The sequence below is a fragment of the Streptomyces sp. NPDC005805 genome (assembly GCF_040630445.1).
Lineage (GTDB): Bacteria > Actinomycetota > Actinomycetes > Streptomycetales > Streptomycetaceae > Streptomyces.
Window position 1 is genome coordinate 18,951 of the sequence record NZ_JBEXXN010000031.1, and the last position, 25,824, is coordinate 44,774.

Here is a 25,824-nt window from a genome sequence, read left to right on the forward strand (position 1 = left end):
ATCGTCATGTTCCGGCCATCGGGGTCAAGCGCCTTACGCCGTAAGCCGGAAGCCGGGCCGCCCCCGAGGGGCTGCCCGGCTTCCCGGTCCGGCGGCGGACGGGCCGTCGACGTACGCCGCTACTGCGGCTGCCGCGCCCGCTGATACGCCTTCAGGTCGAAGTCCGGCCGGGCCACCTCCGCCGGCCCAGGCAGCGCCTCCCCGCCCTCCGCCAGCAGCCGGCGGGTGATCATATGGTCGGCGGGGCGGTTGACCGACTCCGTGCCGAGCAGCCGGTCCCCGGCGAAGCAGAACACCGAGAAGCGCCTGCCCGCCACGTCCCCGGAGACCACCGTGCGGTCGTGACCGGCGGTGATGCCCGCGAGCTGCACGCGCAGCCCGCACTGCTCGGTCCAGAACCACGGCACCGCCGCGTACGGCCCCGGCGCGTCCCCGCAGATCGCGCCCGCCACGCTGCGCGCCTGGTCGGAGGCGTTCTGGACGGACTCCAGCCGCAGTGGGCGGCCCGCGTGCGGGCTCGGGAAGCGGGCGCAGTCCCCGATCGCGTACACCGACCGGTCCGCGGTCCGCAGCGTCGCGTCGACGAGGACGCCGTCGCCCACCGGAAGCCCCGCGTCCGCGGCGAGTTCGGTCCGCGGCAGGACGCCGACGCCCATCACGACGACGTCCGCCGCGACGCGCTCCCCGCCGTCCAGCTCGGCGACCCGCACCCGGCCGGTGCCGTCCCCGTGCAGGGCCAGGACCTCGCGCCGGGTCAGGATCCGGGTGCCCCGGGCGCGGTGCTCGGCGGTCAGATGCTCGGCCAGGGCCGCGCTGGCGGACCGCTCCATGACCCGCGCCCCCGCCTCGACGACGGTGACCTCCAGGCCCAGCAGCCGTGCCGTGGAGGCGAGTTCGAGCCCGACGAAGCCCGCGCCGACGACCAGCAGATGCGCCCCCGGCCGCAGTTCCGCGCGCAGCGCGAGGGCGTCCCGCAGATCCCGCAGGGTGTGCACCCCGGCGAGCGAGGCGCCGGGCAGCGGCAGCACCCGCGGCCGCGCGCCGGTCGCCAGGACGAGATGGTCGTAGCGCAGCCGCACCCCGCGCCCGCCGCCCCGCGCGAGGGTCACCCGCTGGCCGCCCGGGTCGAGTTCGGTGACCGGGGTGCCGGTGATCAGCTCGATGTCCTGGGCCTCGTAGAACGACCGCGGGCGCAGGTCCAGTTCGTCCGCCGGGGTGCTCCCCGTGAGGTACCCCTTGGAGAGCGGCGGGCGCTGGTACGGGAGGGCGTCCTCCGCGCCGACCAGGGTGATCCGGCCGGAGAAGCCCCGGCTGCGCAGGGCGGCGGCGGTCTCCGCGCCGCCCTGCCCCGCGCCGATGACGACGACCGAGGGCGCGCCCATCAGGACTGCGCCTCCGGCAGATGCACCAGCAGCCCGTCCATGTCGTCGCTGACGGGGAGCTGGCAGCTGAGCCGGCTGGTCTCGCGGCGGGGGCTGGCCGTGCCGTAGAGCACGTCGTCCTCCACCTCGTGCATGGGCGGCAGGGGCAGGGTGTTGGCCTCGTCGATGTAGACGTGGCAGGTGCCGCACTGGGCGGAACCGCCGCACTGCGCCTCGATGCCGTCGATGTTGTTGAGCTTCGCGCCGCGCATCACGGTGCCGGGGGAGGCGACGTCGACGACGGTGTCGGTGCCGTCCGGGCTCCGGTAGGTGATCTTGGCCATGGGTGTCCTCCTCGGACTCGGACCGTGCGTGTGCTGCCTGCCTGAGTGCTGTTCCTGATCGCGCGCGCGATCACGCGCCGACCGCGTGCCGACTGCGCCTTGGCCGCGTCCCGACCGCGTGCCGGCCGCGCGGCCTCACCAGGTGATCGGCAGCTCCCACAGCCCGTAGATCACGGCGCCCTCCTTGCGCGGGATCTCCGCGAACGGCTTGGCCAGCCGCAGGGTCGGGATGCGCTGGAACAGCTTGCTCCAGACGATCTCCAGCTCCAGCCGGGCCAGGTCCGCCCCGATGCAGTGGTGCACGCCGTGGCCGAAGCCGAGGTGCTTGCGGCTGCCGCGGCTGAGGATGACCTTCTCCGGCTCCGGGAAGACCTCCGGGTCGCGGTTGGCGGCGAGGCCGAGGCAGAGGATGCCGTCGCCCTTGCGGATGACCTCCCCGCCGATCTCGATGTCCTCCAGCGCGACGCGCGGCACCGCCGTGTCGCCGATGGTCGCGATCCGGATCAGCTCCTCCACGGCCGGCTTCACCAGGGACGGGTCCGCCTTCAACTGCTCCAGCTGCTCCGGGTTCTCCAGCAGGCAGGCCGTGCCGAGGGAGATCTGGCTGGCGGTGGTCTCGTGGCCGCCGTTCATCAGCAGCCGGACCATGTTGAACAGGTCGCGGTCGGTGTACTCCTCGCCGGACGCCTCGTAGTCCGCCATCGCCCGGCTGAGCAGGTCCTCGCCCGGCTCCCGCTTCTTGAGCTGGATCAGGTCGTCGACGTACGCGTTGACCTCGACGATCGCGGCCTGGCGCTCCTCGGCCGAGCTGTGCCCGCCGAGCAGGGCGGTGCCGTGCTTGATGAAGAAGTCGTGCTTGTCGTGGGGTATGCCGAGGAGTTCGCAGATCACCGTCATCGGCACGGGCAGCGAGAACGCGTGGTGCAGGTCGACCGGCGGCGGCGAGGCCAGCATCCGGTCGATGTGCTCGTCGACGATCTCCTCGATGCGCGGGCGCAGCTTCTTCACCTGGCGGCTGGTGAAGGTGAGGGCCGCCTTCCGGCGGGTCTTGGTGTGCTGCTCGCCGTCGTAGCCGATGAAGGAGGTCTCCGTGCGGAACTCCGGCGGCGCGATGAAGTAGAAGGGGAAGTTGTCGTGCTTGCGCGAGGCGCTGACCCGGGGGTCGGTGAGCAGCTGACGGATCGTGTGGTAACCGGTCACCGTCCAGATCCGCAGTCCGGAACCGGTCAGGGTGACCTGGGAGACGTCCTTCTCGATCATCTCCGGGTACTCGGGCGGCGTGCTGAACGGGCAGCCGCGCTGGTACGGGAAGGTCTTGGGCGCGGTCTCGGAATCGGCGCCGGACGGACTGGTGCTGGTCGTCATCGTCGTGAGTCCCTTCGGTCGGCATGGGAGGGCCGCAGGGCGAGCAGTGTCACCCCGCACCCTCAGCCCCTGATGGAGTCACGCTCAAGGGCACCTGAAGGCCCCGTTCCTAGCCTCCGGCCATGGAGACGGAGACACAGACACAGACACAGGGGACCGGTGGTCCGCTGAGCGGGCTGCGCGTCCTGGAACTCGCCGCGATCGGCCCCGCGCCGTTCGCCTGCATGCTCCTCGCCGACCTGGGGGCCGACGTCGTCCGCGTCGACCGGCCCGGCGCGCCCCGGGCCTTCGGCTCCTGGCACCGGGTGCTGGACCGGGGGCGCCGCTCGGTGGCCCTCGACCTCAAGGACCCGGCCGCGGTGGACGCCCTGCTCCGGCTGGTGGACGGCGCGGACGTCCTGGTGGAGGGCTACCGGCCGGGCGTCGCCGAGCGGCTGGGCGTCGGCCCGGCACTCTGCCTCGCCCGCAACCCGCGCCTGGTGTACGGGCGGATGACCGGCTGGGGGCAGGACGGGCCGCTGGCGCGGGAGCCCGGACACGACATCAACTACCTGGCGCTCAGCGGGGCTTTGGACGCGATCGGGCGGGCGGGCGGGCCGCCCGTCCTGCCGCTCAACCTCCTCGGCGACTTCGCGGGCGGCGGACTCCCGCTCGCCTTCGGTATCCTCGCCGCCCTCCAGGAGCGCGGGCGCTCGGGGCGCGGCCAGGTCGTGGACAGCGCGATCGTCGACGGGACGGCCGCACTGCTGGGCATGCTCGCGGCGACGACCGCGGCGGGGGAGTGGCAGCCGGAGCGCGGCACCAACACCCTGGACGGCGGCGCCCCGTTCTACGACGTGTACGCCTGCGCCGACGGGCGCCACATCGCGGTCGGCGCACTGGAGGACCGCTTCTACGCGGCGCTCCTGACCGGCCTCGGCCTGGACCCGGCCACCGTCCCCGACCGGTCGGACCCGGCCGCCTGGCCCGCCCTGCGGGAACGGTTCGCCGCCCGCTTCCGCACCCGGACACGGGACGCCTGGGCGGCCGCCTTCGCGGGCACCGAGGCGTGCGTGACGCCCGTCCTCACCCTCCACGAGGCGGAACGCCACCCGCACCACCGGGCCCGGGGCGTGCACATCGGCGCGGACGGCATCGTCCAGCCGGCCCCCGCCCCCCGCTTCGACCGCACCCCGCCCCCGCCCGTCCCGGCCCCGGCCCCGGCGGTGGGGGCGCACACCGCCGAGATCCTCGCGGAGATCGGCCTCACGGAGGCGGACCTGGCGGGCGGCGGCAGCCGGGCGGGGCGCCCGGAGCCGGCGACGGCGCGGCGGTGACGGGCGGGGCGGGGCCCGCGGAGGACCGGGCGCGACCCGGCCCGGTAGCCGTGCGACCCGGCGCGAAGATGCGGGCTCAGGTGCGGCGATGTACACCGGAGGAGAGAGGGAACCGCATACCGGCGTCCCTCCCGTTCAAGGATCAAGGATCCAAGGGCGAGCCGGCTTCGGCGGCAAGGGCGAATCAGCATGGCAGCGCATCCCATCGAGCTGTACAGCATCAAGGTTCTCCGCCCTGACGCCCGCGAAGGCCCCGCACCGTCCGGCTCGCTCGAGAAGCAGATCCAGGCGCACATACTCGACGGGAACCGGGCGTACTTCAGGCAACGCTACGAAAGCGCCCGGTCGCACTACCTCGCGGCGTGGGAGCTGCTGCCGAAGCTGATCCTCCCCACGTTCCCGCAGGGTATGGCGGAGTACGCCCCCGACCGGCTCCTCGACCTCGACCTCGTGCCCGCACTGCTCGAAGCCAGTGTGCAGATCCACCGGCTGCGTCCGTCCCTGGGCCCGACGGCACACATCGTTCCCCCGCTGGACCCGCCGGCCGAGCTCGTGGAGCTGACGGACCACTACGCGGGCAGCGCCGGCAAAGTCCTGCGGATGCAGGAGACAAGCGCGTCCCTGCTCCGTCAGGGCGAGCTTCAACCCGCCCGCCGGTACGCCGAGGAGCTGCTCGCTCTCGCGAACGACGAGCAGCGGGCAGCCGGCACGGTGCTCACCGCCGCCATCGCGCTCGCCGAGGGAGACATCGACGGCGCACGGGAGGGGTTCTCGTACGCGAGCGAGATCTACCAGGACCTGGACCAGCCCGAGGCGCAGGCGGCGACCCGCCACAACCTGGGCGTGGTGAGCAGCCTCGCCGGAGAACCGGCCGAGGCCGCACGGTACTTCGCCTCGGCCGTGAACCGCCTGCCCGCCATGGACACCATGAGCGTGACGCAGGCGTTGAACCCCGGCAGCGCCGAGGTGACGCGGCCGGTCGGCGCCGCCGGCCTGCCGCTCCTGATGAAGTCCGGAGTCGCCTGGGACCACCTGGCGACCGGAGGCGTGTCGCCGCTCGACCACCTCACGGTCACGACCAGGGACGGCGCGATCACCCTCGCTCTCGCCGCCGGGGCCGCCGAGCTGGAGGACGCCCTCTTCCGTCCGCGGATCGACGCCACGGCGGTGGAGGCGCTGACGGTCGACCTGGCCAGGCTCGACGTCTTCACCACGTACCTCGGACACGTCCGCGGCTTCGTCCTGCCCCTCGCGCTCGGTGACACCTACCACGCACTGGGCCGTTTCGATCTCGCCGCGAAGTACTTCGTCTCGGCCGGCAGGTACCGGTACCTGAACCTCGCCATCGAGCTGCCGATCCTCTGGGCGAAACTCGCGCGGACCTTTCTCGCCGAGGGCGACCGCTTCTACCGCCAGCAGAACACCGCGGCCGCGAAGGCCGCGTACGAGCGTATCGTCAAGATCGTTCCGGGTGGTTTCGAGGTGAGCGGCCCACTCTACGAGGGGGCCTTCGCGCCGCTGGCAGAGGAGACGCGGACCTTCCTGGACAACCCGGATCCGATCCACTTCGACGGCCTCGACCTCCGGCGGACGACCCTTCTCCTCCAGGCGATCGCGAACCTCCGGCAGATCGACGACGGAATCAACTACCTGGGGATCCCCGACGAATTCGTGCCCATCCATCCCTGGCGCTATCTGCAGAACCAGGCACGCTACTTCGCCAACCAGGCGATACAGGCCGAACGGGCCTACCTCAACTTCAAGGCCACCGCCGAGAAGGACGCCTTCACGCGCCTGACCCTTGAGCAGGCGGTGGGCGCGCAGAAGTCGGCCGTGAAGGTCGAGGAGAAGAAGGTCTCGCTCGCCCAGGCGCAGCAGGAAGTCGCACAGGCGAGCGCCGAACTCGCGCGGCAGCGCGTCGCCCAGGCCCATGACGCGCAGGCCGACTACGCGGCGGTCTCCGAGCAGAGCGCCTTCTACGACGAGATCAGCGCCGCGTTCAGCGCGCCCGCCGGCAGCGTGCACATCGGCCCGGACTACGCGCAGCAGCTCGGCATCCAGCTCACCCACGTCCGCGAGACCTACACCGGACTGCTCGGCTCCTCCACCTTCGAGTACGTCAAGAACGTGGAGAAGGCGGACATCCTCCGCACCATGAACCGCAGCCGCAGCAAGGTCACCCGTGACCTGGAGCTGCGCAACATGGATCGCAAGATCGAGCAGCTTGAGAGCGAGAAGGGCATCGCCGACGGGCAGGTCCGGGTGGCGCGAAAGGGCGTACAGGCCGCCGAGGCGCAGCGCCGGCTCGCCGAACTGCGTGCCCGTCAGGCGGTGGCCCAGCTCGACGCCTTCCGGGACCAGGAACTCACACCGGAGCTCTGGGACGATCTCGCGGAAACCCAGCGCGAGATCAGCCGGCGCTATCTCGACTGGGCCATCGGCGCCGCGTTCCTGATGGAACGGGCCTACGAGTTCGAGTACGACACCAGCGTCAACCGGATCCGCTTCGACTACGGGCGCAGCGAACTCGACGGCCTGCTCGCGGCTGATCTGCTGCTCGCCGACATCGACCAGTTCAGCTACGACCGGCTGCTCGACACGGGGAAGAAGGCGCCGGTCAAGGTGAGCATCGCCCTCGCCGACCGCTACCCCTTCCAGTTCCGGCGTTTCCAGGACACCGGGCGGATCGACTTCCAGACCTCGCTCGACGACTTCGACCGCTGGAATCCGGGTACCTACCGGCGCAAGCTCCGCCGTGTCGAGGTCGTGATCGAGGGGATCGTCGGCGCCGACGGCCTGCACGGCACCCTGACCAGCAGCGGTATCTCCCTCGACCGCAACCGCGACGGCACCGTCCAGACGCGGGTGCAGCGGCCCGAGACGATGATCCTGTCGCGCTTCGACCTCCGTGGCGACGGATTCGTGTTCGCCGCCACCGACGAGGAGGTGCTCGCCGCGTTCGAGAACTGCGGTGTCGCGGGCGGCTGGACCCTCGACCTGCCGCTCGACGTGAACGATGTCAACTTCCGCACCGTCACCAACGTCCACCTCGTCCTCTACTACGACGCGTACTACAGCGATCGCGTCGCGAGCACGGTCAAGGCGGAACTCGCGGCGGTCGCCCGGGACGAGCGGATGATCGGTCTCGCGCTGCGCTTCCAGTACCCGGACGAGTTCTTCAACTTCCAGTCGACCGGCCGGCTCACCTTCGACCTCGACGAGGCGAGCCTGCCGTTCCACCACACGGCGCCCGAGGTGCGCGACCTCCAGCTCGCGCTCGAAACCGTCGAAGGCGTCTCGCCCGCCGGTATCACCGTGACCGCCGAGGCCGGCGGAGTCAGCGTGAGCGCGACGACGGACGCGCACGGGCTCGTCGGAACCGGCAGCGCGGCACTGGCGCCGCTGCGGGGCCGCCCGCTCACCGGATCCTGGACCCTGCGCATCGACCCGGAGCTCAACGGCCCGGCCTTCGCCGCCGGCTTCGGATGGGACAAGGTCCAGAACCTCGCGTACTTCGCCGACTACACCTACACACCACGCGGACGCTCGGCCGCCGGGAGCGACTTCACGACGGATCCGCCGGCGGGCTTCGACGCCGTCGACGACCCCGGCGCGGTGCACGGGCCGGGTGTCTGGAACTGGGACGCGGGCCGCGGGGTGGTTCGCCAGCAGGGGACCGTGTACGACCCGGCTCTCCAGAACACGGGCCCCGCCAAGCCGGGAACACTGCTGCTCGGCAAGCCGGACACCTGGCCCGTACGCCGGAACCTGGTGCTGCGGACACGCCTCGCCTCCGACGGCAACGGGATCGGTGTCGTTCTGCGCTACCTGGACCCGGACAACTACTACTACTTCCTCATGGACGCGGACCTCGGCTACCGGCGTATCGGCAGGAAGGTCGCCGGAGTCTTCGCCGAACTCGGCACACCGGCAGTCGACCGCACCACGGGCCATACCCCGGGGCGTACCTGTGAACTCGCCTTCGCCGCCGTCGACGACACGCTGGTCGTGGCGCTGGACGGGGTACCCGTCCTCTCCGGAACGGACGGCTCCATCGCTTCGGCCGGCCGCTTCGGGTTCCTCGCGTGGAAGAACCCGACCGCGCTCTTCCACGACCTACGGGTGCGTGACGTGTAGCCATCCGCCCCACCACGACACGAGGGAGCGACGATGCCGCACCTGTCCGGCGTGTCACCGCAGGCCGTCAGCCTTCCGAAAGGCGGCGGCGACCTCCGCGGGCTCGGCGGCGCCTTCGTGGCCGACTACAACTGCGGTACCGGCAGCTACACGCTCGATCTGCGCCTGCCGAACGGCCCCGCCGGTCTGCGCCCGGCCCTGGCACTCGCCTACAACTCGGGCGCCTCGAACGGCGCCTTCGGCCTCGGCTGGTCCCTCGGGGTGCCGTCGATCCACCGCGACGGGGAGCGGCGCTTCGTCCGGTACGACGACACCGACGGCTACCGGCACGACCTGCACGGGGAACTCGTCCGGCTGGCCGACGGCAGCTACCGCCCGAAACGCGACGAGATCTTCGCGCGGATCGAGCGGGGCGACCACTGGGAGATCCTCCCGAAGGAAGGCGGCGCGCAGCGGTTCGGCATCGACGCCGACGCGGTGATCGCCCACCCCGAGCACCCGGACCGGGTCCTCGCCTGGGCGTTGCAGGAAGCCGAGGACCGCAACGGCCAGCTCATCCGCTACCGGTATCTGGCCGACCACAACAACCTCTTCCTCAAGGAGATCCGGTACGGGCCGTACCGGCTGGTGCTCACCTACGAGCCCCGCCCCGATGTGTTCGGCACCGCCCGCCACGGCTTCCCGATCGAGACCGTGCTGCGCTGCTCGGCGATCGAGATCCACCGGGTCCGCCCGGCCGGCGCGAGCCTGATCCGGCGCTACGCGCTGAGCTACACCGAGCCGGACGAGACCCCCGTGTCGCTGCTTCATCAGGTCCGCCTGACCGGTCACCGTGACGACGAGGTCGAGTCGCTGCCGCCGCTGACGTTCGGATACACCTCGTTCCGGCCGCCGGACGGCAGGTGCCGGGCGCTCAAGGGCAGGCCCGGCGCCGATCCGGTGCCGCTCGGGGCGCCCGGCGTCGACCTGGTCGACTGCACCGGAGACGGGCTCCCGGACCTGGTCCAGATCGACGGCACCCAGCACCGCTACTGGGCGAACCACGGGGACGGCACCTTCGACGCGCCGAGAAGGATTCGCAGCCTCCCCGGCGGTGTCCACCTCGGCGCACCCGGCACCGGCCTGGGCGACCTCGACGGGGACGGCGCCGTCGACGTGCTCGTCGCCGACGGGCCGGCTCCCGGCTTCTTTCCCCGGACCGGGCAGGCGACCTGGGGGCGGTTCCGGCGCTACCGCCGCGCGCCGGCCTACAGCCTCAACGATCCGCACAACCGCCTGGTGGACCTCGACGCCGACGGCCGCGTCGACCTGCTGCGCACGACCCCGGCGGCGTTCGTCCTGCACCTGAACCGCGGGACCGACGGATGGGAGGCGCTGCCGCCGATTCCCCGGGTGCGCGACCTCGACGTGTTTCCCGATGTGTCACTGGCCGATCCGCGTGTCCACCTCGCCGACATGACGGGCGACGGCCTCGCCGACATCGTCCTGGTGAAGTCCGGCGAGGTCAGCTACTGGCCGTACGAGGGCCTCGGCCGGTGGGGCCGCCGGCGGGTGCTCGCGCACTCGCCGGCCTTCGTCCGCCCGACCCGGCCGCGCCATGTCTTCATGACGGACGTCAACGGGGACGGAGTGGCGGACCTCGTCGTCGTCGACGCCGGCACCGTGACGATCTGGATCAACCGCTTCGGCGCGGCATTCGCCGATCCCGTCCGGCTCCGCAACACACCGCCCCCCGGCGGGGCCGAACTCGGCGTCGCCGACATGCTCGGCTCGGGCACGGCCGGTGTGCTGTGGGGCCATCGCGAGCACATCCGCCCCGACACGCGCTACCTCTATCTCGATCTGGCCGGTGAGCGGAAGCCGTATCTCCTCACCACCGTCGACAACGGACTCGGGAAGAAGACGACGGTCGGCTACCGGAGTTCCAGCCGGTTCGCCGCGCAGGACCGCCGCAGCGGCCGGCCCTGGGAGACCTTCCTGCCCTTCCCGGTCCAGGTGGTCGCGGAGATACGCCAGGAGGACCCCCTCGCCGGGCCGGGCAGCAGGCTGGAGATCCGCTACCACGACGGCCTCTACGACGGAGACGAGCGTCGCTTCGCCGGCTTCGGCGGTGTCGACCTCATCGAGCACGGCGACTCCTCGGCCCCGGGCCTCCTCACGACCATGCGCTTCGACACCACGCCGACCGCCGGTCTGGACCGGGACGACCGGGCGCTCGCCGTGGCACGGTGGGGAAAGCTGCTGGACATGCGGCAGCAGGCCCTCGACGGTCCGGTGCTGCGCAGCTCGGCGACCGTCTGGACGGCGACCGTCGCCGACCACGGCCTCGACGGCACGCCGGTGGTCACCGTCCACCGGGCCGCCACCCGGAGCGAGGCACCGGCCACGAGCGGCGAGCCGGTCGTCGTCGAACACGCCTACGACGTCGACGAGCGCGGCAACGTGGTGCGAGACCGGTCGACGGCGAACGGCGACCGGCCACTGGCCCTGACCGGCGAGACGGAGTTCGCCCGCCGCCCGGACGGCTCCCCGACCTCGCTTCCCGCACGGCTCGTGGAGACGAGGGACGACGGCACCGTCGTCCGCGAGACACGCACCTACTACGACGGGCCCGCCTTCGCCGGGCTGCCACTCGGCCGTGCCACGTCCGGTCGCGTGACACGCCACAGCGTTCGCGTCCTCGGGACCGGTGAGTTCGACGCGCACTACGGTCCGCAGGGACTGACCGCCGCCTCGCTCGGCTACCGGATCGAGGACGGCGCCGTATGGGCCGACGCCTGCCGCTACGCCTACGACGCGCGGGCCAACCTCTCCGCCTCGCGTGATCCGCTGGGCCACGAGACGACGATCTCCTACGATCCCGACGGGGTCTTCCCGACCCGTGTCGAGAACCCGGCCGGCCATGTGACGCGGCTCTCCTGGGACGACGCCGCCCTGCAACCCGAACACGTCGTCGACCCCAACGGCTCGGTCACCCGGTGCGCCTTCGACGCGCTCGGCCGCGTCACCCGCCTCGCGCTGCCGGGTGACTCACTCGACGATCCGAGCGAAAGGGTCGTGTACCACCTCGGCGACCTTGCGCCCGGATCCCCGCCGTACACGGAACTGCGGCAGAAGCTCGGCACCGGGACGCCTCCCGCCTGCCGCCGCACCTACTACAACGGCAGCGGCGAGGCACAGCAGGTCCGTTCGGCGGTGGACGGGTCCACCGTGCTCGTCTCGGCCCGCGAGGAGCGGAACGCCCGCGGCTGGAACCGGCTCCGGGGCGATCCGACGTTCGCGGACTCCCTCGACTTCGGCCCCGCGCCCGGCACCGCGACGACCGTACTGCGCTACGACGCGATCGGCCGTGTCGTGGCGACCGATCTCCCGGGAGGACGGAGCACCCGCGTCGTCCACGACGGCTTCCGGACCGTCGGCTACGACGCCAACGACACCGACGACTCGCCCGAGAACATCGCACGCGGCTTCTTCGACACGCCGACCACCTACCACCTGGACGGCTGGGGCCGGCTCGTCGGCGTCGACGAACAGCACGGCACGACCACGCACGACGGCACGACGGCACACCACGGCACGACCACACACCACGGGTACCGCTACGACGAAGGGGGCCGTCTCGTCGAGGCGGTGGGCCCCGACGGCGAGCGCATCGTCGCCCAGAGCTTCGACCAGGTCGGCAACCGGCTCGTCCTCGACCACCGCGACGCCGGGCTCCGCCGCTTCTACTTCGACGCCGCCGGCCGGACGGTCCGGTCGGTCGACGCCGCCGGGGCGCGGGTCGACACCTCCTACGACGCCCTCGACCGGCCGACCGCGACGAGCGCCGACGGCGTCCTCGTACACCGGTACGTCTACGACGCGACGGACCTGCCGCACGGCGTCGGCCGGCTCTGCGCGGTCCACGACGAGTCGGGCGACTGGACCTTCGAGTACGACGCGCGCGGCCGCACGACACGGCGCACCCTGAACGCCTCCGGCAGGAGCTGGACCCTCGAACACCGGTATGACGCGAACGGCCGGGTGGCCGGCATCCGGTACCCGGACGGCTTCGAGGCCGCCTACCGGTACAACCGCGCCGGGCAGCTCGTCGCGATACCCGGGGCCCTCGACGAGGCCACCTTCGACGCCCTCGGACGCCGTACCTCGCTGCGGTTCGCGAACGGCGTGTCGACGCACCTCACCTACAGTCCCTCGACCCACTTCCTCGACCGTCTGCGTGTCGTCGGCCCCGGGGGCGAGCCGCTGCACGACACGACGTACCGGAGGGACAGGGCCGGCAACGTGCTCGCCCAGATCGACGGGCTCCCGCCCGGCCCCGGCGCACCGCACTCGCGCCGCTTCGTGCTGGACGCCCGCTACCGGCTGCTGGAGGCAGCCGGCGGTGGCTCGCCGTCCGTTCCCGCGTACGTCCGCGAGTACGCCTACGACGCGGCGGGCAACATCCGGCGCTACCCGACCCACGGCGCGGCCCCGATCGAGTACGACCCGCCGGGCTCGAACCGGATCGCCGGGATCAGGGTGGACGGCGCGCCGGTACCGCTCTACCGTCACGACGCCAACGGCAACATCGTGCACCTGCCCGGGCGCGACCTTGGCTACGACGCGTTCGGCAGGCTCGCACACGTGCGACGGTCCGACGGCGCGCGGGTGGAGTACCGCTGCAACGCGGCGGGGGAACGCGTCTGGCGGACCGGGACGCTCGCGGGGACCACCCGCCGGACCCTCTTCCTCGCCGGCCTCTACGAAGAGGACGACGACGGCACGGTCCGGCGCTACCTGTCGGCCGGCGGCACACCCCTCGCGGTCGACCGGGCCGCCGGACGAACGTATCTCCACGGCAATGAGCTCGGCCATGTCGTCGTGACGACCGACGCGGCCGGCGCCCTCGCCGCGACGCGCTTCTTCCACCCCTTCGGCGAGGCGGGCCCCGCGACCGGCCCGGGGGTTCCGCCGCAGTTCGGCGGCCGGACACTCGACGACATCAGCGGCCTCTACCACTTCGGCGCGCGCCACTACGCGCCGGAGATCGGCCGCTTCACCAGCCCCGACCCGCTCTATCTCGGCGCGCCGTCGCTGGCCGTGAGCAGCCCGCAGTGCTTCAACCTCTACGCGTACGGGGCGAACAACCCGGTCGTGTACGCCGATCCGTCGGGCCTGTCGCTACTCGGCTCGGTCCTCGGCGGGCTGATCGGGGGGCTGGCAGGAGCCGTCACCTTCGTCGTGTCGGCCGGGAATCCGTTCCTCGCGGGGCTCGTGGGCGGACTCGCGGGCGGCGCGGTGGCCGGCGGCATCGACGGTGGCGCCAAGGGCGCCGTGATCGGCGGTCTGCTCGGCGGGTTCAGCGGCGCGATCGGCGGCCTCGCGGTCTGGGGCATTTCAGCGGCGAGCGTGATGATCGGCGGCCATGTCATGCAGCAGGCCGTGATGTCGGTGCTGACGGGACTGTCCTCACTCCCTCTGATCGCCGGCGTCACGGACGGCCTCGCCCTCGGCAACTGGGACATGGTGGCGGCGGCCGCGGCCGGCGCCGTCGGGTCGTGGCTCGGCACGATGATCGCCAACCGGGTCATGATGACCGGGTTCTGGACGAGCGGCGACAACCCCCGCCAGATCAGGCAGGCACACCAGATGTTCTCCGAACGCGCCAGAGGCACGGCGGACATCAGCCGGACCGGCTACGTGCTCGACCGGGTCGGTACCGGCGCCCCGGCATTCGAGTACCACGGTGTCGTCACCTTCAGGGAGAAGGCGAGTTACGGCCAGATCGGCGACGACTATCTCGAATACCTCCACACCCACGCGCACGAGCTGGGCCATGCGCTCCAGGAGAAGACGTACCAGGGCCCGTTCCCCGACTTCGACGCGGCGTGGGCCGACTCCGTCGGCCCGAACCACCCCTGGGGAACGGGGGCGAACAACCCGTTCCAGATGGACGCGGACGACCGGGGGCGCCGGCTGATGAACTTCTCGCCCTACCCGTACCAGACCTACACACTCGTCGTGGCGCCGAGCGTGCTCGCGATTTCGGTCCCGACCTCCTATGAGAACCGCAAGAGCGGCGAGGACTTCTGGCGTGACCTCGACCGGAGCCGGCGCTGACCGGGGCCCGGGGGCGACCGCGGACCGGCGGGCTCGACCGGGGCCGACCGGGGCCGACCGGGGCCCGGGCCCGACCGCGCCGCGCACGCCGACGGGCCACGGGCCGGGTGCCCGTGGCCCGTCGGCGTTCCTCCGGTGTTCCGGTGTGCGCGGTGCGCGGTCAGGTCGTCGGTGTCACGCGCACGGTGCGCCGTTCGGCGGGCCCGTGCGGACGGCGGTGATGGAGACCGGGACCGTGGCCTCCACCGTGCCGTCGGCCGCGTGGACGGTGGAGACGCCCGAGCCCGCGAAGGAGGCGCCCGTCTGCTTCGCCGACTGGGCGATGTCGACCCAGCCCTCGACCGTGCCGTTCGCGTCGCGCCAGTACTCGCGTATGCCGTAGTCGAAGGCGGCCGGCCCGGTGCGGTGCCAGCGGCCCTTGCTCGCGCCGGCGGGGGAGACCAGGCACACCGAGCGGTCCGCGCCGAAGGACAGGGTCACGTCGTACCGGGCGCCCTCGCGGACCACCGTCGCCGTCCAGCTGCCCACCGGGACGGCGAGGCGGGGCCCGTGCGGTGCGGCGGCGGCCGCCGCCGGGCCGGCCGTTGCCGGGAGGGTGAACACCGCGGCCCCCGCGAGCACCGCCGCCGCGAGGGCCCGGGGCCCGCGCCGTGTGCTCCGGCCGGTCCGTCCGCCGCCCTGCGCGGGGTACGACTTCGGCCACTTCCGTTGCGTCTGCCTCATGCGATTCATGGCGCGGAGTCTCACCCGGCGGCCTCTCACCGCACTCGACCGCTGCTGTAGGGGCCCGCCCTAGCGTCTGCGCCACCGCGACGGCGTACGCCCCGCGGACGGAACAAGCCACGGAGGAGGCCACGGGGTGAGCTCAGTCATCGAGCCCTACCGGGCGGACATCCCGCAGACCGCGCTCGACGAGCTCCGCGACCGGCTGCGCGCCACACGCTGGCCGGACCGGGAGACGGTGGACGACTGGTCCCAGGGCGCCCCCCTGGACCAGGTGCGGGGGCTGTGCCGGCGCTGGGCGGACGAGTACGACTGGCGGGCGACCGAACGCCGGCTCAACGCCTTCCCGCAGTACACCACCGAGATCGACGGCCTGCGCGTCCACTTCCTGCACGTCCGCTCGCCGCACCCGGACGCCGTGCCGCTGCTGCTGACGCACGGCTGGCCCAGCTCCGTCGTCGAGTTCCTGGACCTGATCCCGCGGCTCACCGACCCCGAGAACCCGGCCGACGCCTTCCACGTGGTCGTCCCGTCCCTGCCCGGCCACGGCTTCGGGCCCGCGCCCACCACGACCGGCTGGACGGTCGGCCGGATCGCCTCGGCCTGGGCCGGGCTGATGGCGCGTCTCGGCCACGAGCAGTACATCGCGCACGGCGGCGACTGGGGCTCCTGGGTCTCCGCCGCCCTCGGCAGCACCGACGCCGCGCGCCTGCGGGGCATCCATCTGACGATGCCGCTCGCCCGGCCGCCGGAGCGGCAGATCCCGTTCGAGGAGCTGGACGAGCGCGACCGGGCCGCCATGGGCCGGATGCAGAGCTTCGGGAAGAACCGCTCCGGATACGCGGCCATCCAGTCGACCCGGCCGCAGGCCCTCGGCTACGGCCTCGCCGACTCGCCTGCCGCCCAACTCGCCTGGATCGTCGACCGGTTCTGGGAGTGGGCCGACCACGACGGCGATCTGGAGAAGGCGATCCCGGCCGACCGGCTGCTCGACATCGTGTCGATGTACTGGTTCGGCAACACGGGCGCCGCCTCGGCCCGGCTGTTCTGGGAGAGCTTCGAGTCGGAGCCGATGGCCCCGACCGCCGTGCCCACCGGCTGCTCGGTCTTCCCCAAGGACGCCTGGCTGCCGCGCGCCTGGGCGCGGGAGCGCTTCACCGAGCTGCGCTACTGGCGCGACCTGCCGGACGGCGGCCACTTCCCGGCCCTGGAGCGGCCGGAGGTCCTGGCCGCCGAACTCCGCGCGTTCAACCGCGAGCTGGGCCGGCCGGCGGCGCACTGAGCAGTGCACCGGGCCCCGCCCACCCCTGATCCGCACGCACATCCCGCCACACCGCACATCCCGCCACACCGCACGACTCGCACGACTCGCACGACCGATGACCGCAGAACAGAGAGGACTCAGCGCACATGACTCAGCGCACGAAGAAGTACGGCATCCGCATCCTCGCCCCGGCGGTGGGGCTCGCGGCGGCGGCCGTCCTGGTCGCCCCGGCCGGCGCGGGGGCAGCCGCCACCACGAACGGCTGGCACATCCGCGCCTCCACCCCCGTGGGCAAGTGGGAGGGCACCGTGGAGCACGCGGAGGGCGCGGGCAATGTGACCCTCTCCTTCCACGCGAACGGCGTGATGTGCCTGTCCTCCGGCGGCGGCCCCGAGGGCGGCGGCTCGGGCAAGGGCGCCTGGAAGCGCACCGGGGTGAACGCCTTCAGCTACAAGGTCCGCGAGCGCCTGTTCCAGGGCGACGGCACCACCGTCGGCTATGTGGACGTCAACCAGAAGGCCTTCCAGAGCGGGGGGACCTTCAAGAGCTCCGGCATATCGAAGATCTACGACGCGAACAACAACTTCCTGCTGGCCGCGGAGGCCAAGGTCAGGGTCACGCGCGTGAGCGCGACGCCCGCCGCCTGCTGACCCCGCCAGGGGGACGCGAACGAGAGCGGTAGGGGAGGGTTCCGGCGGACGGGTGCGGCCGTCCGCCCGCACCTGTGTGCGCCGGGCACATGGGGCCAGGGGACATGGGGCCTGCACACAGGGGGCCCGGCCACGTGTGCGCCGCGCACACGTGTGCGCCGCGCCCGTGTGCGCGGCGCGTCCATGTAGGCCGCACACACCCCCTTTCGCGCACCCGGTCGATTCAAGTGCCGGTCGAGCCCTCTGCCTCACCCTTGGTCCGGACATACCGGTATTCGAACCGGAATCCGTCTCTCCGAGGAGTACATGCGGTGAATCCATTCGACAACCGGGACGGGCAGTTCCTGCTGGTGGCCGACGACGAAGGGCGGCACGCGCTCTGGCCCGCACCGCTGGACGTGCCGGCGGGCTGGCGGACCGTCCACCGCGGCGGGCACGCCGACTGCCTGGCCCGCGTGACGGAACTCTGGAGCGATATGCGGCCGTTGAGTGTGGTCGCGGCCCACACGGACGCCACGGAGGGCAGGGAGGGCACGGGCGACACCACCACCGGCCCGGGCCGCCCCGCCTCCGCGGCCGAGCTGTTCGAGCAGCAGGCGGCCCGGTCCCCCGAAGAGACCGCCGTCGTCTTCGAGGACACCGAGCTGACCTACGCACAGCTCAACGCCCGCGCCAACCGTGTCGCCCACCGCCTGATAGCCCGGGGTGCCGGCCCGGAGGACGTCGTCGCGCTGCTGCTCCCGCGCTCCGCCGAGCTGGTCGTCGGCCTGCTGGCGATCCTCAAGACCGGTGCCGCGTACATGCCCGTGGACACCGAGTACCCGGAGCAGCGCCGCCAGTTGATGTTCGACCTGGCGCGGCCCGCGTGCGTGGTGGACGCCGAGCTGTTCGCCGCCCTGGAGGCCGAGGGGGAGGCCCTGTCTGCGGTGGGGGACCCGGTCGACTCCGACCGCGTCCGCCCGCTGTCGCCCGCCGGTGCCGCGTATCTGATCTTCACTTCCGGGTCCACCGGCGTCCCCAAGGGGATCGTCATGCACGACGCCGGACTGACCAATCTGCTGCGCTGGCAGCGCGGTGCGATCCCCGGCGGACCGGGCGTGCGCACCGCGCAGTTCGCCGCGATCGGCTTCGACGTCTCGGTGCAGGAGATCCTGTCCACCCTGGTCTCCGGCCGGACCCTGGTCGTCCCGCCGGACGGTATCCGCCGTGACCCCGAGGCCGTCGTCGCCTGGCTGGAGCGCCACCGGGTCAACGAGCTGTTCGCGCCGACGGCCGTCCTGGACGCCCTGGTCGGCGCGGCCGCGGAGAACGGCAGCGAGCTGCCGCACCTGACCGACGTCATCCAGGCCGGTGAGGCCCTCCATGTGGACGGCGGCCTGCGGGACTTCGGCCGGCGCACGCCCTTCCGGCTGCACAACGAGTACGGGCCCGCCGAGACCCATGTGGTCCTCGCACACACCCTCTCCGCGGACGCCGTCGGCTGGCCCTCCTCCGTGCCCATCGGCACCGAGGTCACCGCCACCCGCTCCTATGTCCTCGACGAGAAGCTGAACCCGGTCCCCGAGGGCGCCTCCGGCGAGCTGTACCTCGCGGGCGCCCAGGTCGCGCGCGGCTACTGGCAGCGGCCCGACCTGACCGCGCAGCGCTTCGTGCCCGACCCGTACGGCGGCCCGGGCGCGGTCATGTACCGCTCCGGGGACCTGGTGCGCCGGGGCGCGGACGGCGTCTTCGAGTTCCTCGGCCGGGCCGACGACCAGGTGAAGATCCGCGGCTTCCGGGTGGAGCCCGGCGAGGTCGAGGCGGTCCTGCTGGGGCACCCCGAGGTCGCCCAGTGCGCCGTGGTCGCGCGCAGGGACGAGGCGACCGGGCCCCGGCTCGTCGCGTACACGGTGGGCGAGGCGGACGAGGCCGCGCTGCGGGCGCACCTGGCGCATCTGCCGGACTACCTGGTGCCGTCCGCGTTCGTGCGGCTGGAGAGCTTCCCGCTCTCCCCGAACGGCAAGGTGGACCGGAAGAACCTGCCCGAGCCCGTCCGGGAGCCCGCCGCGGTGACCGCCCCGCGCAACGAGACCGAGGCGCTGTACTGCGCGATCTTCGCCGAGGTGCTGAAGGTGCCGGAGGTCGGCCCGGAGGACGACTTCTTCCGGCTGGGCGGCCACTCGCTGCTCGCGACCCGGCTCACCGCCCTGATCCGCCGGCGCACGGGCACCTCGGTGCCGTCCCGCCGGGTGTACGACGCGCCCACCCCGGCGGCGCTGGCGGCGCTGACCACACAGGGTGTCGCCACACAGGCCGTGACCACACAGGCGGTCACCACACAGCCTGTCGTGGCCGCACCGGCGATCCCCACACAGCCGGTCGCCACACAGGCCCCGGCCACACAGGTCGCGCCCACACAGCCCCTCACCGCCCCCGCCGAGCCGGTCGGCGCCTGACCCGCACCCGGCCACCCCGCCCCCGGAACGCCGTACGGCCGAGGCCCCCTGCACACGCAGGGGGCCTCGGCCGTACGGGGCGCCGTCCGCGGAACCGCGGCCGTCGTGTCAGCCGCGGTCCAGGAACGCCAGCACGTCCTTCGGGAACTGCGGGTTGTTGAACGTGCCGATGTGGCCCGCCTTCTCGTACACCACCAGCTCCGCCTCCGGCAGGCCGTCCACCGTGCGCCGGCACACCTCGACCGGGCAGGCCCGGTCCTGGCCGCCCGCGATCACCAGGGTCGGCACCCGGATCTCCCCGAGCCGGTCCTGCACGTCGAACGCCGCCTCGGCGCGCACGAACGCCACCATGTCCGCGGGCTCCTTGGGCCGCACGAACGGGTCCGCCAGCCACATCAGCGGCGCGACCACCTTGGCCAGGGCCGCGCTCTTGAAGGAGATCCGCGCCGTGTGGTGCAGCGCGCGCCGCCCCGCCTCCGACGCCTCCGCGTACTTGAGCTGCGCGTCCCGCGCCTCGTCGCCCATGGTGTGGCCGGCCATCGCCAGCACCATCCGCTTGAAGACCTGCGGGTGGTCGGCGGCGAGCTGCATGGCGACCGAGCCGCCCGAGGAGGTGCCGAGGACGTGGACCGGGCCTCCGAACTTCTCGGTCAGCGCCTCCGCGTGCTGCTCGGCGATCTGCTCCATCGTGGTGCCGGGGGCCATGCCGGGCGCGCGGTTGACCGCGTAGACGCGGTAGCGCTCGGCCAGCGGGGCGAGCTGCTTCAGCTCGACGTTCCGCTCCCACCCCTCGGGGTTGGTGTGGTTGTCGGTGAACCAGCGCAGCACCACCAGCGGTTCCGTGCCGGTGCCGAGCGCGCGGTAGGGGAGGCCGTGCTTCAGCGTCCCCTCCTCCACGTTCAGATGCGCGAACTTGTCCTTCTTCTCCTTCTTCGGCGCTGCTTGCTGCGCGGCTGTGTCAGCCATCGGTCGTGTCCTCTCCTCACCAGGGGGTGTTCAGTTGCTCAGGCGGGCAGGTCGACGAGGAACTCCAGCACCGCGACCGTCCAGACGAACCCGGCCGTCGCGCCCATCGCGATCAGCACGTCGCCCTTGCGCGGGCCGCGTTCGGCGACGACGTGGTCCAGGCTGATCAGGTGGTCGCCCGCGCCCATGTGGCCGAGGTCCCGGGCCCACTCGTAGGTGGTCGTGGCCGGGTTCACCCCGAGCGCGTCGTGGTACGCGAACTCCACCGTCGACTGGTTGATGTTCGGGTGGACGAAGAAGCGGGCGCTCTCCAGGTCCGTGCCGGCCTCCTTGAGCGCGTCCTCCAGCACCCGGACGCTCATCGATCCGATCTTTTCGCCCATGATGTCAAGATTGGCCTCGCTCTGGGTCATGAAGTCCCGGATGCGGCTTCGCAGGTCGATCGGCTTGCCCTCGTGGAACGGCGCCGGCGTCCATCCCTGAGTGCCCCGCAGGAAGGGCTCCAGCGAGGGGTCGCCGTAGGAGACGGTGGCCAGCAGCTTGGCGAAACCGCCCTGGTTGCTGAGGACCACCGCGCCCGCGCCGTCGCCGTGCGCCAGCGCGTCGTCGGAGTTCCAGCGGTCGAAGTACGGCAGCCGGTGCTGGTCGCCGGTGGTGACCAGCACCGCGCCCGGCTGCGGGCGCGCCGCGAGGTGGGAGGCGGCCATCTCCAGCGAGAACAGGCCGCCGCTGGAGTTCTGGAGGACCTCCACCGCGGGCGCGGTGCCGCCGATGGTCTCGTGCTGGACGTAGCTCGCCGGGGTCCACAGCTCCTGGCCCTGGTGGAGCACATAGGAGTGGATCAGCAGCCCGAAGTCCTCGGTGGACAGGCCGGAGTTCTCGACCGCGCGCCGCCCGGCGTGCGCGGCCATCACCGGACCGGTCTCCTCGGGCGAGGCGACGCGGACGGCGCGTATGCCGTGGGCCGCGACCTCCTCCGCGTCGGCCAGGCCCTCGGCGACGGCCGCCTCGGCGGTCTGCACCTGCTCGGGCAGGTAGGAACCGGTGCCCGCGAGATAGATGTTGTCCCAGCGCATGTCATTCCCCTGTGGTTCGTCGGTGGTCTTCGGGGTCGTCGGTGGTCGTCCGGGCCCCGTCGTGCCGGGCGGGCCCGTTGTGCCGGGCGGCCCCGTCGTGCCGGGGGCCCGTCGCGCAGGGCGGGACCCGGAGTCGGCGCCGCCCCGGTCCGCGGCCCGCCCGCGAGGGGGGTGCGGCCGGGGCGGATGCCGGTTCAGCCCGCCGGGACGGCCGGCCGTGGCACGCCCGGCACGCACGTCTCGGCACCGGACGGCAGCTCGCCGTCCAGCAGATAGCGGTCGACGAGCGCGTCCACCGCCGCGTTGCCGCCGAGCGCGTACACCTCGTGCGCGCCCGAGTCGGTGATCCTGATGAGCCGGTGGCCCAGCCGCTCGGCCATCACCCGGCCGCCCTCGTGGTGGTCCAGCGGATCGCCGTCCGCCTGCACCACCAGCCCCACCGGGTAGCCCCCGCCCCGCAGGACGGTCGGCGCCTCGGGCGGGGTGAAGGTACGGAAGGTGCCCACCCACGGCTGCGCCCGCATCACGCCCAGCCCGTACGGGCAGCGCTCCCGGAACTCGCGCATGGTCGCGTGGTGGAGGGCCGGGTCCGAGGGCCAGTCGGTCTCGGAGGTGACCGCCTCCAGGACGGCGTCCCGCCGGGTCCCGGCCGGCTTGCCCGGACGCCACTCCGCCTGCCCGGCCAGCAGTTCGCCCGCCCGGGCCGCGTCCGCGCCCTCCGCGGCGGCCAGCAGCGCGCCGACCAGCTCGCCGAGGCGGTCCCAGCGGGACCGGTCCGCCGCCAGCGTCCCGATGATCATGTCGAAGGAGGTGCGCAGCGCCCGCCCGCCGTCCAGGGCGGCGAGGGCGGCGGCGGTCCGCTCGACGGAGGCGATCACCGCCTCCGGTCCGCTGCCCAGCCCGAACGCGGACGGACGCTCGCCCGTCCACTCCGCCCAGGCGTCCACGTTCTCCCGGGTGGCCTCCGCCTGGGAGCGGAACTGCGCCCGCCAGTCCCAGTCGGGGTGCACGGAGGAGTCCAGCACGCTGCGGTCCAGCCGCTCGGGGAACATCGTCCCGTACACCGCGCCCAGCAGGGTGCCGTACGCCCAGCCCACGAAGTTGAGCTTCTCCTCGCCCAGCACCGCGCGGATCAGGTCCATGTCGCGGGCGTTGTTGCGGGTGGAGACATGCGGACGCAGTTCCCCGCCGGCCCGTCGGCAGCCCTCCTCGCGTTCGCGCATGTCGGCGGCGAGGGCGTCGAAGACCTCGTCCGGCGGTCGGGAGTCGAAGGGGACGGTCACCGGGCTGTCCTCGCCCTCCAGCCGGGTGGAGTCGCCCGTGCCGCGCGGGTCGAAGCCGATGAGGTCGTACCCCTCGGCCAGCGGGGTCGACGCGGCCAGCCGGACGGGCAGACCCCGGCCGATGCCGTTGTCGCCGCCGGGGCCGCCGTTCAGGGAGAGCAGGATGCCGCGCCGCCGCCCGGGCGCGCCGGTGGCCCGGATGCGGCTCAGGGCCAGGGTGATCCGCGGGCCGTCGGGGCGCGCGTAGTCGAGGGGCGCCTCGATCTCGGCGTGTTCGAGCACGCCGTGCGGCAGGCCGGGCGCGTCCACCGGCGTCCACCGGGGCCGCTGCGCGAGGAGCGCGGGCGCCGGGGGGCGGGGGGTCGCGGCGGTGGCCGCGGAGGCCACCGCGGGGGCGTCCCCCGCGGCGGCGGGCGGTGAGTGCGGTGCCGCCTGCGCCGCCCGCTGCGCCTCGGGTACCTGCGGTGCCTGCACGGTGTCCATCCCACTGGTCATGGTGCCCACTGTGCCGACCGGGCCTTGAGACGGGCTGGAGCCGTGCGCGCGCGTAACCCGCCGACCGGCGCGCTGTCCAGGTGGGCTGGAGGTGCGCTCAAGGCCGCCCGGTCACCTTGGCGTCCCCTGAATCCGGCCGAACGCCACCGAAGGCGACCGAAGTCGACAGGAGACAGTCATGAAAGCCCTGGTTCTGTGCGGGGGTTCGGGCACGCGCCTGCGTCCGCTGAGCCACTCCATGCCCAAGCAGCTGATCCCGGTGGCGGGCCGCCCCGTCCTCGTCCACGTCGTGGAGAACCTGCGCGAGCTGGGCGTCGAGGAGATCGGTGTGATCGTCGGCGACTGGCGGGAGGCGATCGAGGAGGTGCTCGGCGACGGCTCCGCGTACGGCGCCCGCGTCACCTACATCCCGCAGGAGGCCCCGCTGGGGCTCGCGCACTGCGTGCTGATCGCCCGGGAGTTCCTGGGGGAGGACGACTTCGTGCTCTACCTCGGCGACACGGTCCTCACCGAGGGGATCACCGCCGTCGCGGAGGAGTTCGCCGCGGTGCCGTCCGCCGCCCGGCTGGTGGTGCAGAAGGTCGCCGACCCGCGGGCCTTCGGGGTCGCGGAGACGGACGCGGACGGCCGGGTCACCCGGCTCGTCGAGAAGCCGAGCGAGCCGGCGACCGATCTCGCGGTGGTCGGCGTGTACTTCTTCACGGCGGCGATCCACGAGGCGGTCGCCGCGGTGCCGCCGAGCGCGCGCGGGGAGCGCGAGATCACCGACGCGATCCAGTGGCTGGTGGACGCGGGCCACGAGGTCCGCGCCACCGTCCACTCCGGCTTCTGGCGGGACACCGGCCGGATCGGGGACCTGCTGGAGTGCAACCGGGAACTGCTGAACGGCGTCCGGCGGCGGATCGGCGGACGGGTCGACGGCGCCAGCGAGATCACCGGCGAGGTGGTCGTCGAGGAGGGCGCCGTGGTGGTGCGTTCCCGGATCACCGGCCCGGTGTTCATCGGCGCGGGCGCGGTCGTCCGGGACAGCCACATCGGCCCGCACACGGCGATCGGCGCGGGGTGCGCGGTGGAGGCGGCCGGGATCACGGACTCGATCCTGCTGCCGGGGGCCGGGGTCCGCCGTGTCGGCGGTGTGCACGCCTCGGTCCTGGCCCGGGAGTCCGCCGCCGGCCCGGCCGCTCCCCGGCTGCGCCTCGCGGCGGACCGGCCCGCGTGGGTGGGGGCGGCGGCGTGAACGGCGGTCCGGGCGCGGGTCGGGGCGCTTCCGGCCGCGCGGGACACCCCGGGACACCCCGCGACACCCGCGCCGGGGTGCTGGTGCTCGGCGGGAGCGGCTTCGTCGGCCGGGAGGTGTGCGCGCTGCTCGCCGCGCGCGGCGAGCGGGTGCTCTCCGTGGCGCGGGGCGCGCAGGACGGACTCCCGGACGGGGTGCCGGCCCTGCGGCTCGACCTCGGCTCGGACGGCGCGGGCCTCGCCCTCGCCCGGCTGCTGGACGCGGAGCGCCCGCACACCGTCGTCAACTGCGTGGGCAGCATCTGGGGCCGCACCGACGCCGAGATGGCCCCCGCGATCGTCGCCCCCACCGAGCGGCTGCTCGCCGCGCTGGGCCGGGCCGCCGTCCGGCCGCGCCTGGTGCACCTGGGGTCCGTCCTGGAGTACGGGCCGGTGCCGCACGGCGGGACGGCCCGGGGCCCGGCCCGGCCGGACACCGCGTACGGGCGGGCCAAACTCGCCGCCACCGAGGCGGTCCTGGCCGCGCGGGAGGCGGGCGCGGTCGACGCCCTGGTGCTGCGCGTCGCCAATGTCGCCGGGCCCGGGACGCCCGCGGTGAGCCTCCTCGGCCAGGTCGCCGCGCGCCTCGCCGCCGGGGCGGACGCCGCCCCGGGAGACAACGGCCCCGTCACCGTCGAGCTGTCCCCCCTGCGCGCCCACCGGGACTACGTGGACGTCCGGGACGTCGCCGACGCCGTCGTCCGCGCCACCGATCCGGACGTGCCCGCGACCGGCGCGGTCGTGGACATCGGACTCGGCGAGGCCGTGCCCGTAAGGGAGTTGGTGGACCTGCTCGTCGCCGTCAGCGGCGTCCCGGCACGGATCGTGGAACGCGGCGCGCCCGGCCCGGACGACTGGATGCGCGTCGACCCGGGGCCCGCGCGGGACCTGCTCGGCTGGCGGCCCCGGCACACGCTCGCGGACGCGGTCCGCGCGTACTGGGAGGCGTACCGGGACGAGGCGCGCCGGGCGGGCGCCGTCCCGGCCTGAGGCGCGACGGCGTGCGCACGTCGGAGGGGGCACCGGTTCGGA

General features: G+C 73.3%; 15 protein-coding genes. 8 read left to right on the forward strand and 7 right to left on the reverse strand.

Translation table 11 applies throughout. The features are described from left to right. Positions 1-119 precede the first annotated feature (119 nt). The 3 genes from ABZ457_RS18465 to ABZ457_RS18475 form a co-directional block, all read right to left on the reverse strand. Positions 120-1,382 carry an FAD-dependent oxidoreductase gene (locus tag ABZ457_RS18465; protein ID WP_359158630.1) on the reverse strand — a complete coding sequence of 421 codons (1,263 nt, stop codon included), beginning with the start codon at positions 1,380-1,382 and terminating at the stop codon, positions 120-122. Beyond that, complete coding sequence (locus ABZ457_RS18470) at positions 1,382-1,705, reverse strand: 2Fe-2S iron-sulfur cluster-binding protein (protein ID WP_359158631.1); 324 nt, start codon at positions 1,703-1,705, stop codon at positions 1,382-1,384. The genes ABZ457_RS18465 and ABZ457_RS18470 overlap by 1 nt, the downstream gene beginning before the upstream one ends. 135 nt (positions 1,706-1,840) lie before the next feature. Continuing rightward, positions 1,841-3,070 (reverse strand): cytochrome P450, encoded by a 1,230-nt coding sequence (locus tag ABZ457_RS18475; protein WP_359158632.1) that lies wholly within the window; start codon positions 3,068-3,070, stop codon positions 1,841-1,843. A gap of 122 nt (positions 3,071-3,192) precedes the next feature. On the opposite strand from ABZ457_RS18475, the gene ABZ457_RS18480 reads away from it, so the two are divergent. The 3 genes from ABZ457_RS18480 to ABZ457_RS18490 all read left to right on the forward strand — a co-directional run bounded on the left by ABZ457_RS18480 (position 3,193) and on the right by ABZ457_RS18490 (position 14,625). Then, the gene (locus ABZ457_RS18480) at positions 3,193-4,386 is read left to right on the forward strand and encodes a CaiB/BaiF CoA-transferase family protein (RefSeq protein WP_359158633.1); all 1,194 of its coding nucleotides are present in this window, start codon (positions 3,193-3,195) and stop codon (positions 4,384-4,386) included. Between the two features lie 189 nt (positions 4,387-4,575). Continuing rightward, positions 4,576-8,523: a hypothetical protein gene (locus ABZ457_RS18485; protein WP_359158634.1), complete on the forward strand. Its 3,948-nt coding sequence runs from the start codon at positions 4,576-4,578 to the stop codon at positions 8,521-8,523. A 33-nt stretch (positions 8,524-8,556) separates the two neighbouring features. Then, positions 8,557-14,625, forward strand: a complete 6,069-nt coding sequence (locus ABZ457_RS18490) for a toxin TcdB middle/N-terminal domain-containing protein (protein WP_359158635.1) — start codon at positions 8,557-8,559, stop codon at positions 14,623-14,625. A 174-nt stretch (positions 14,626-14,799) separates the two neighbouring features. On the opposite strand, the gene ABZ457_RS18495 is transcribed toward ABZ457_RS18490, so the two are convergent. Further along, positions 14,800-15,348 carry a hypothetical protein gene (locus ABZ457_RS18495; protein WP_359158636.1) on the reverse strand — a complete coding sequence of 183 codons (549 nt, stop codon included), beginning with the start codon at positions 15,346-15,348 and terminating at the stop codon, positions 14,800-14,802. 136 nt (positions 15,349-15,484) lie between these two features. Here ABZ457_RS18495 and ABZ457_RS18500 point away from each other — a divergent pair, with 136 nt between their 5' ends. From ABZ457_RS18500 to ABZ457_RS18510, 3 genes are all read left to right on the forward strand, one after another. Further along, positions 15,485-16,630 carry an epoxide hydrolase family protein gene (locus ABZ457_RS18500; RefSeq protein WP_359158637.1) on the forward strand — a complete coding sequence of 382 codons (1,146 nt, stop codon included), beginning with the start codon at positions 15,485-15,487 and terminating at the stop codon, positions 16,628-16,630. 128 nt (positions 16,631-16,758) lie between these two features. Next, positions 16,759-17,262: a hypothetical protein gene (locus ABZ457_RS18505; RefSeq protein ID WP_359158638.1), complete on the forward strand. Its 504-nt coding sequence runs from the start codon at positions 16,759-16,761 to the stop codon at positions 17,260-17,262. Between the two features lie 311 nt (positions 17,263-17,573). Beyond that, positions 17,574-19,697 (forward strand): amino acid adenylation domain-containing protein, encoded by a 2,124-nt coding sequence (locus ABZ457_RS18510; protein WP_359158639.1) that lies wholly within the window; start codon positions 17,574-17,576, stop codon positions 19,695-19,697. A 108-nt stretch (positions 19,698-19,805) separates the two neighbouring features. Here ABZ457_RS18510 and ABZ457_RS18515 read toward each other — a convergent pair whose 3' ends face one another. The 3 genes from ABZ457_RS18515 to ABZ457_RS18525 form a co-directional block, all read right to left on the reverse strand. Beyond that, a complete protein-coding gene (locus ABZ457_RS18515; protein ID WP_359158640.1) occupies positions 19,806-20,663 on the reverse strand; it encodes an alpha/beta hydrolase in 858 nt (285 codons plus the stop codon). Positions 20,664-20,701: 38 nt separating this feature from the next. Continuing rightward, the gene (locus tag ABZ457_RS18520; RefSeq protein ID WP_359158641.1) at positions 20,702-21,739 is read right to left on the reverse strand and encodes a ketoacyl-ACP synthase III family protein; all 1,038 of its coding nucleotides are present in this window, start codon (positions 21,737-21,739) and stop codon (positions 20,702-20,704) included. Positions 21,740-21,933: 194 nt separating this feature from the next. After that, complete coding sequence (locus ABZ457_RS18525; protein WP_359158642.1) at positions 21,934-23,517, reverse strand: alpha/beta fold hydrolase; 1,584 nt, start codon at positions 23,515-23,517, stop codon at positions 21,934-21,936. A 178-nt stretch (positions 23,518-23,695) separates the two neighbouring features. Here ABZ457_RS18525 and ABZ457_RS18530 point away from each other — a divergent pair, with 178 nt between their 5' ends. Together ABZ457_RS18530 and ABZ457_RS18535 are read left to right on the forward strand one after the other, a co-directional pair. After that, on the forward strand, positions 23,696-24,754 hold the full coding sequence (locus ABZ457_RS18530; RefSeq protein ID WP_359158643.1) for a glucose-1-phosphate thymidylyltransferase: 1,059 nt from the start codon (positions 23,696-23,698) through the stop codon (positions 24,752-24,754). After that, a complete protein-coding gene (locus ABZ457_RS18535; protein WP_359158644.1) occupies positions 24,751-25,782 on the forward strand; it encodes an NAD(P)-dependent oxidoreductase in 1,032 nt (343 codons plus the stop codon). Before ABZ457_RS18530 ends, ABZ457_RS18535 begins: the two co-directional genes overlap by 4 nt. Positions 25,783-25,824 lie beyond the last annotated feature (42 nt).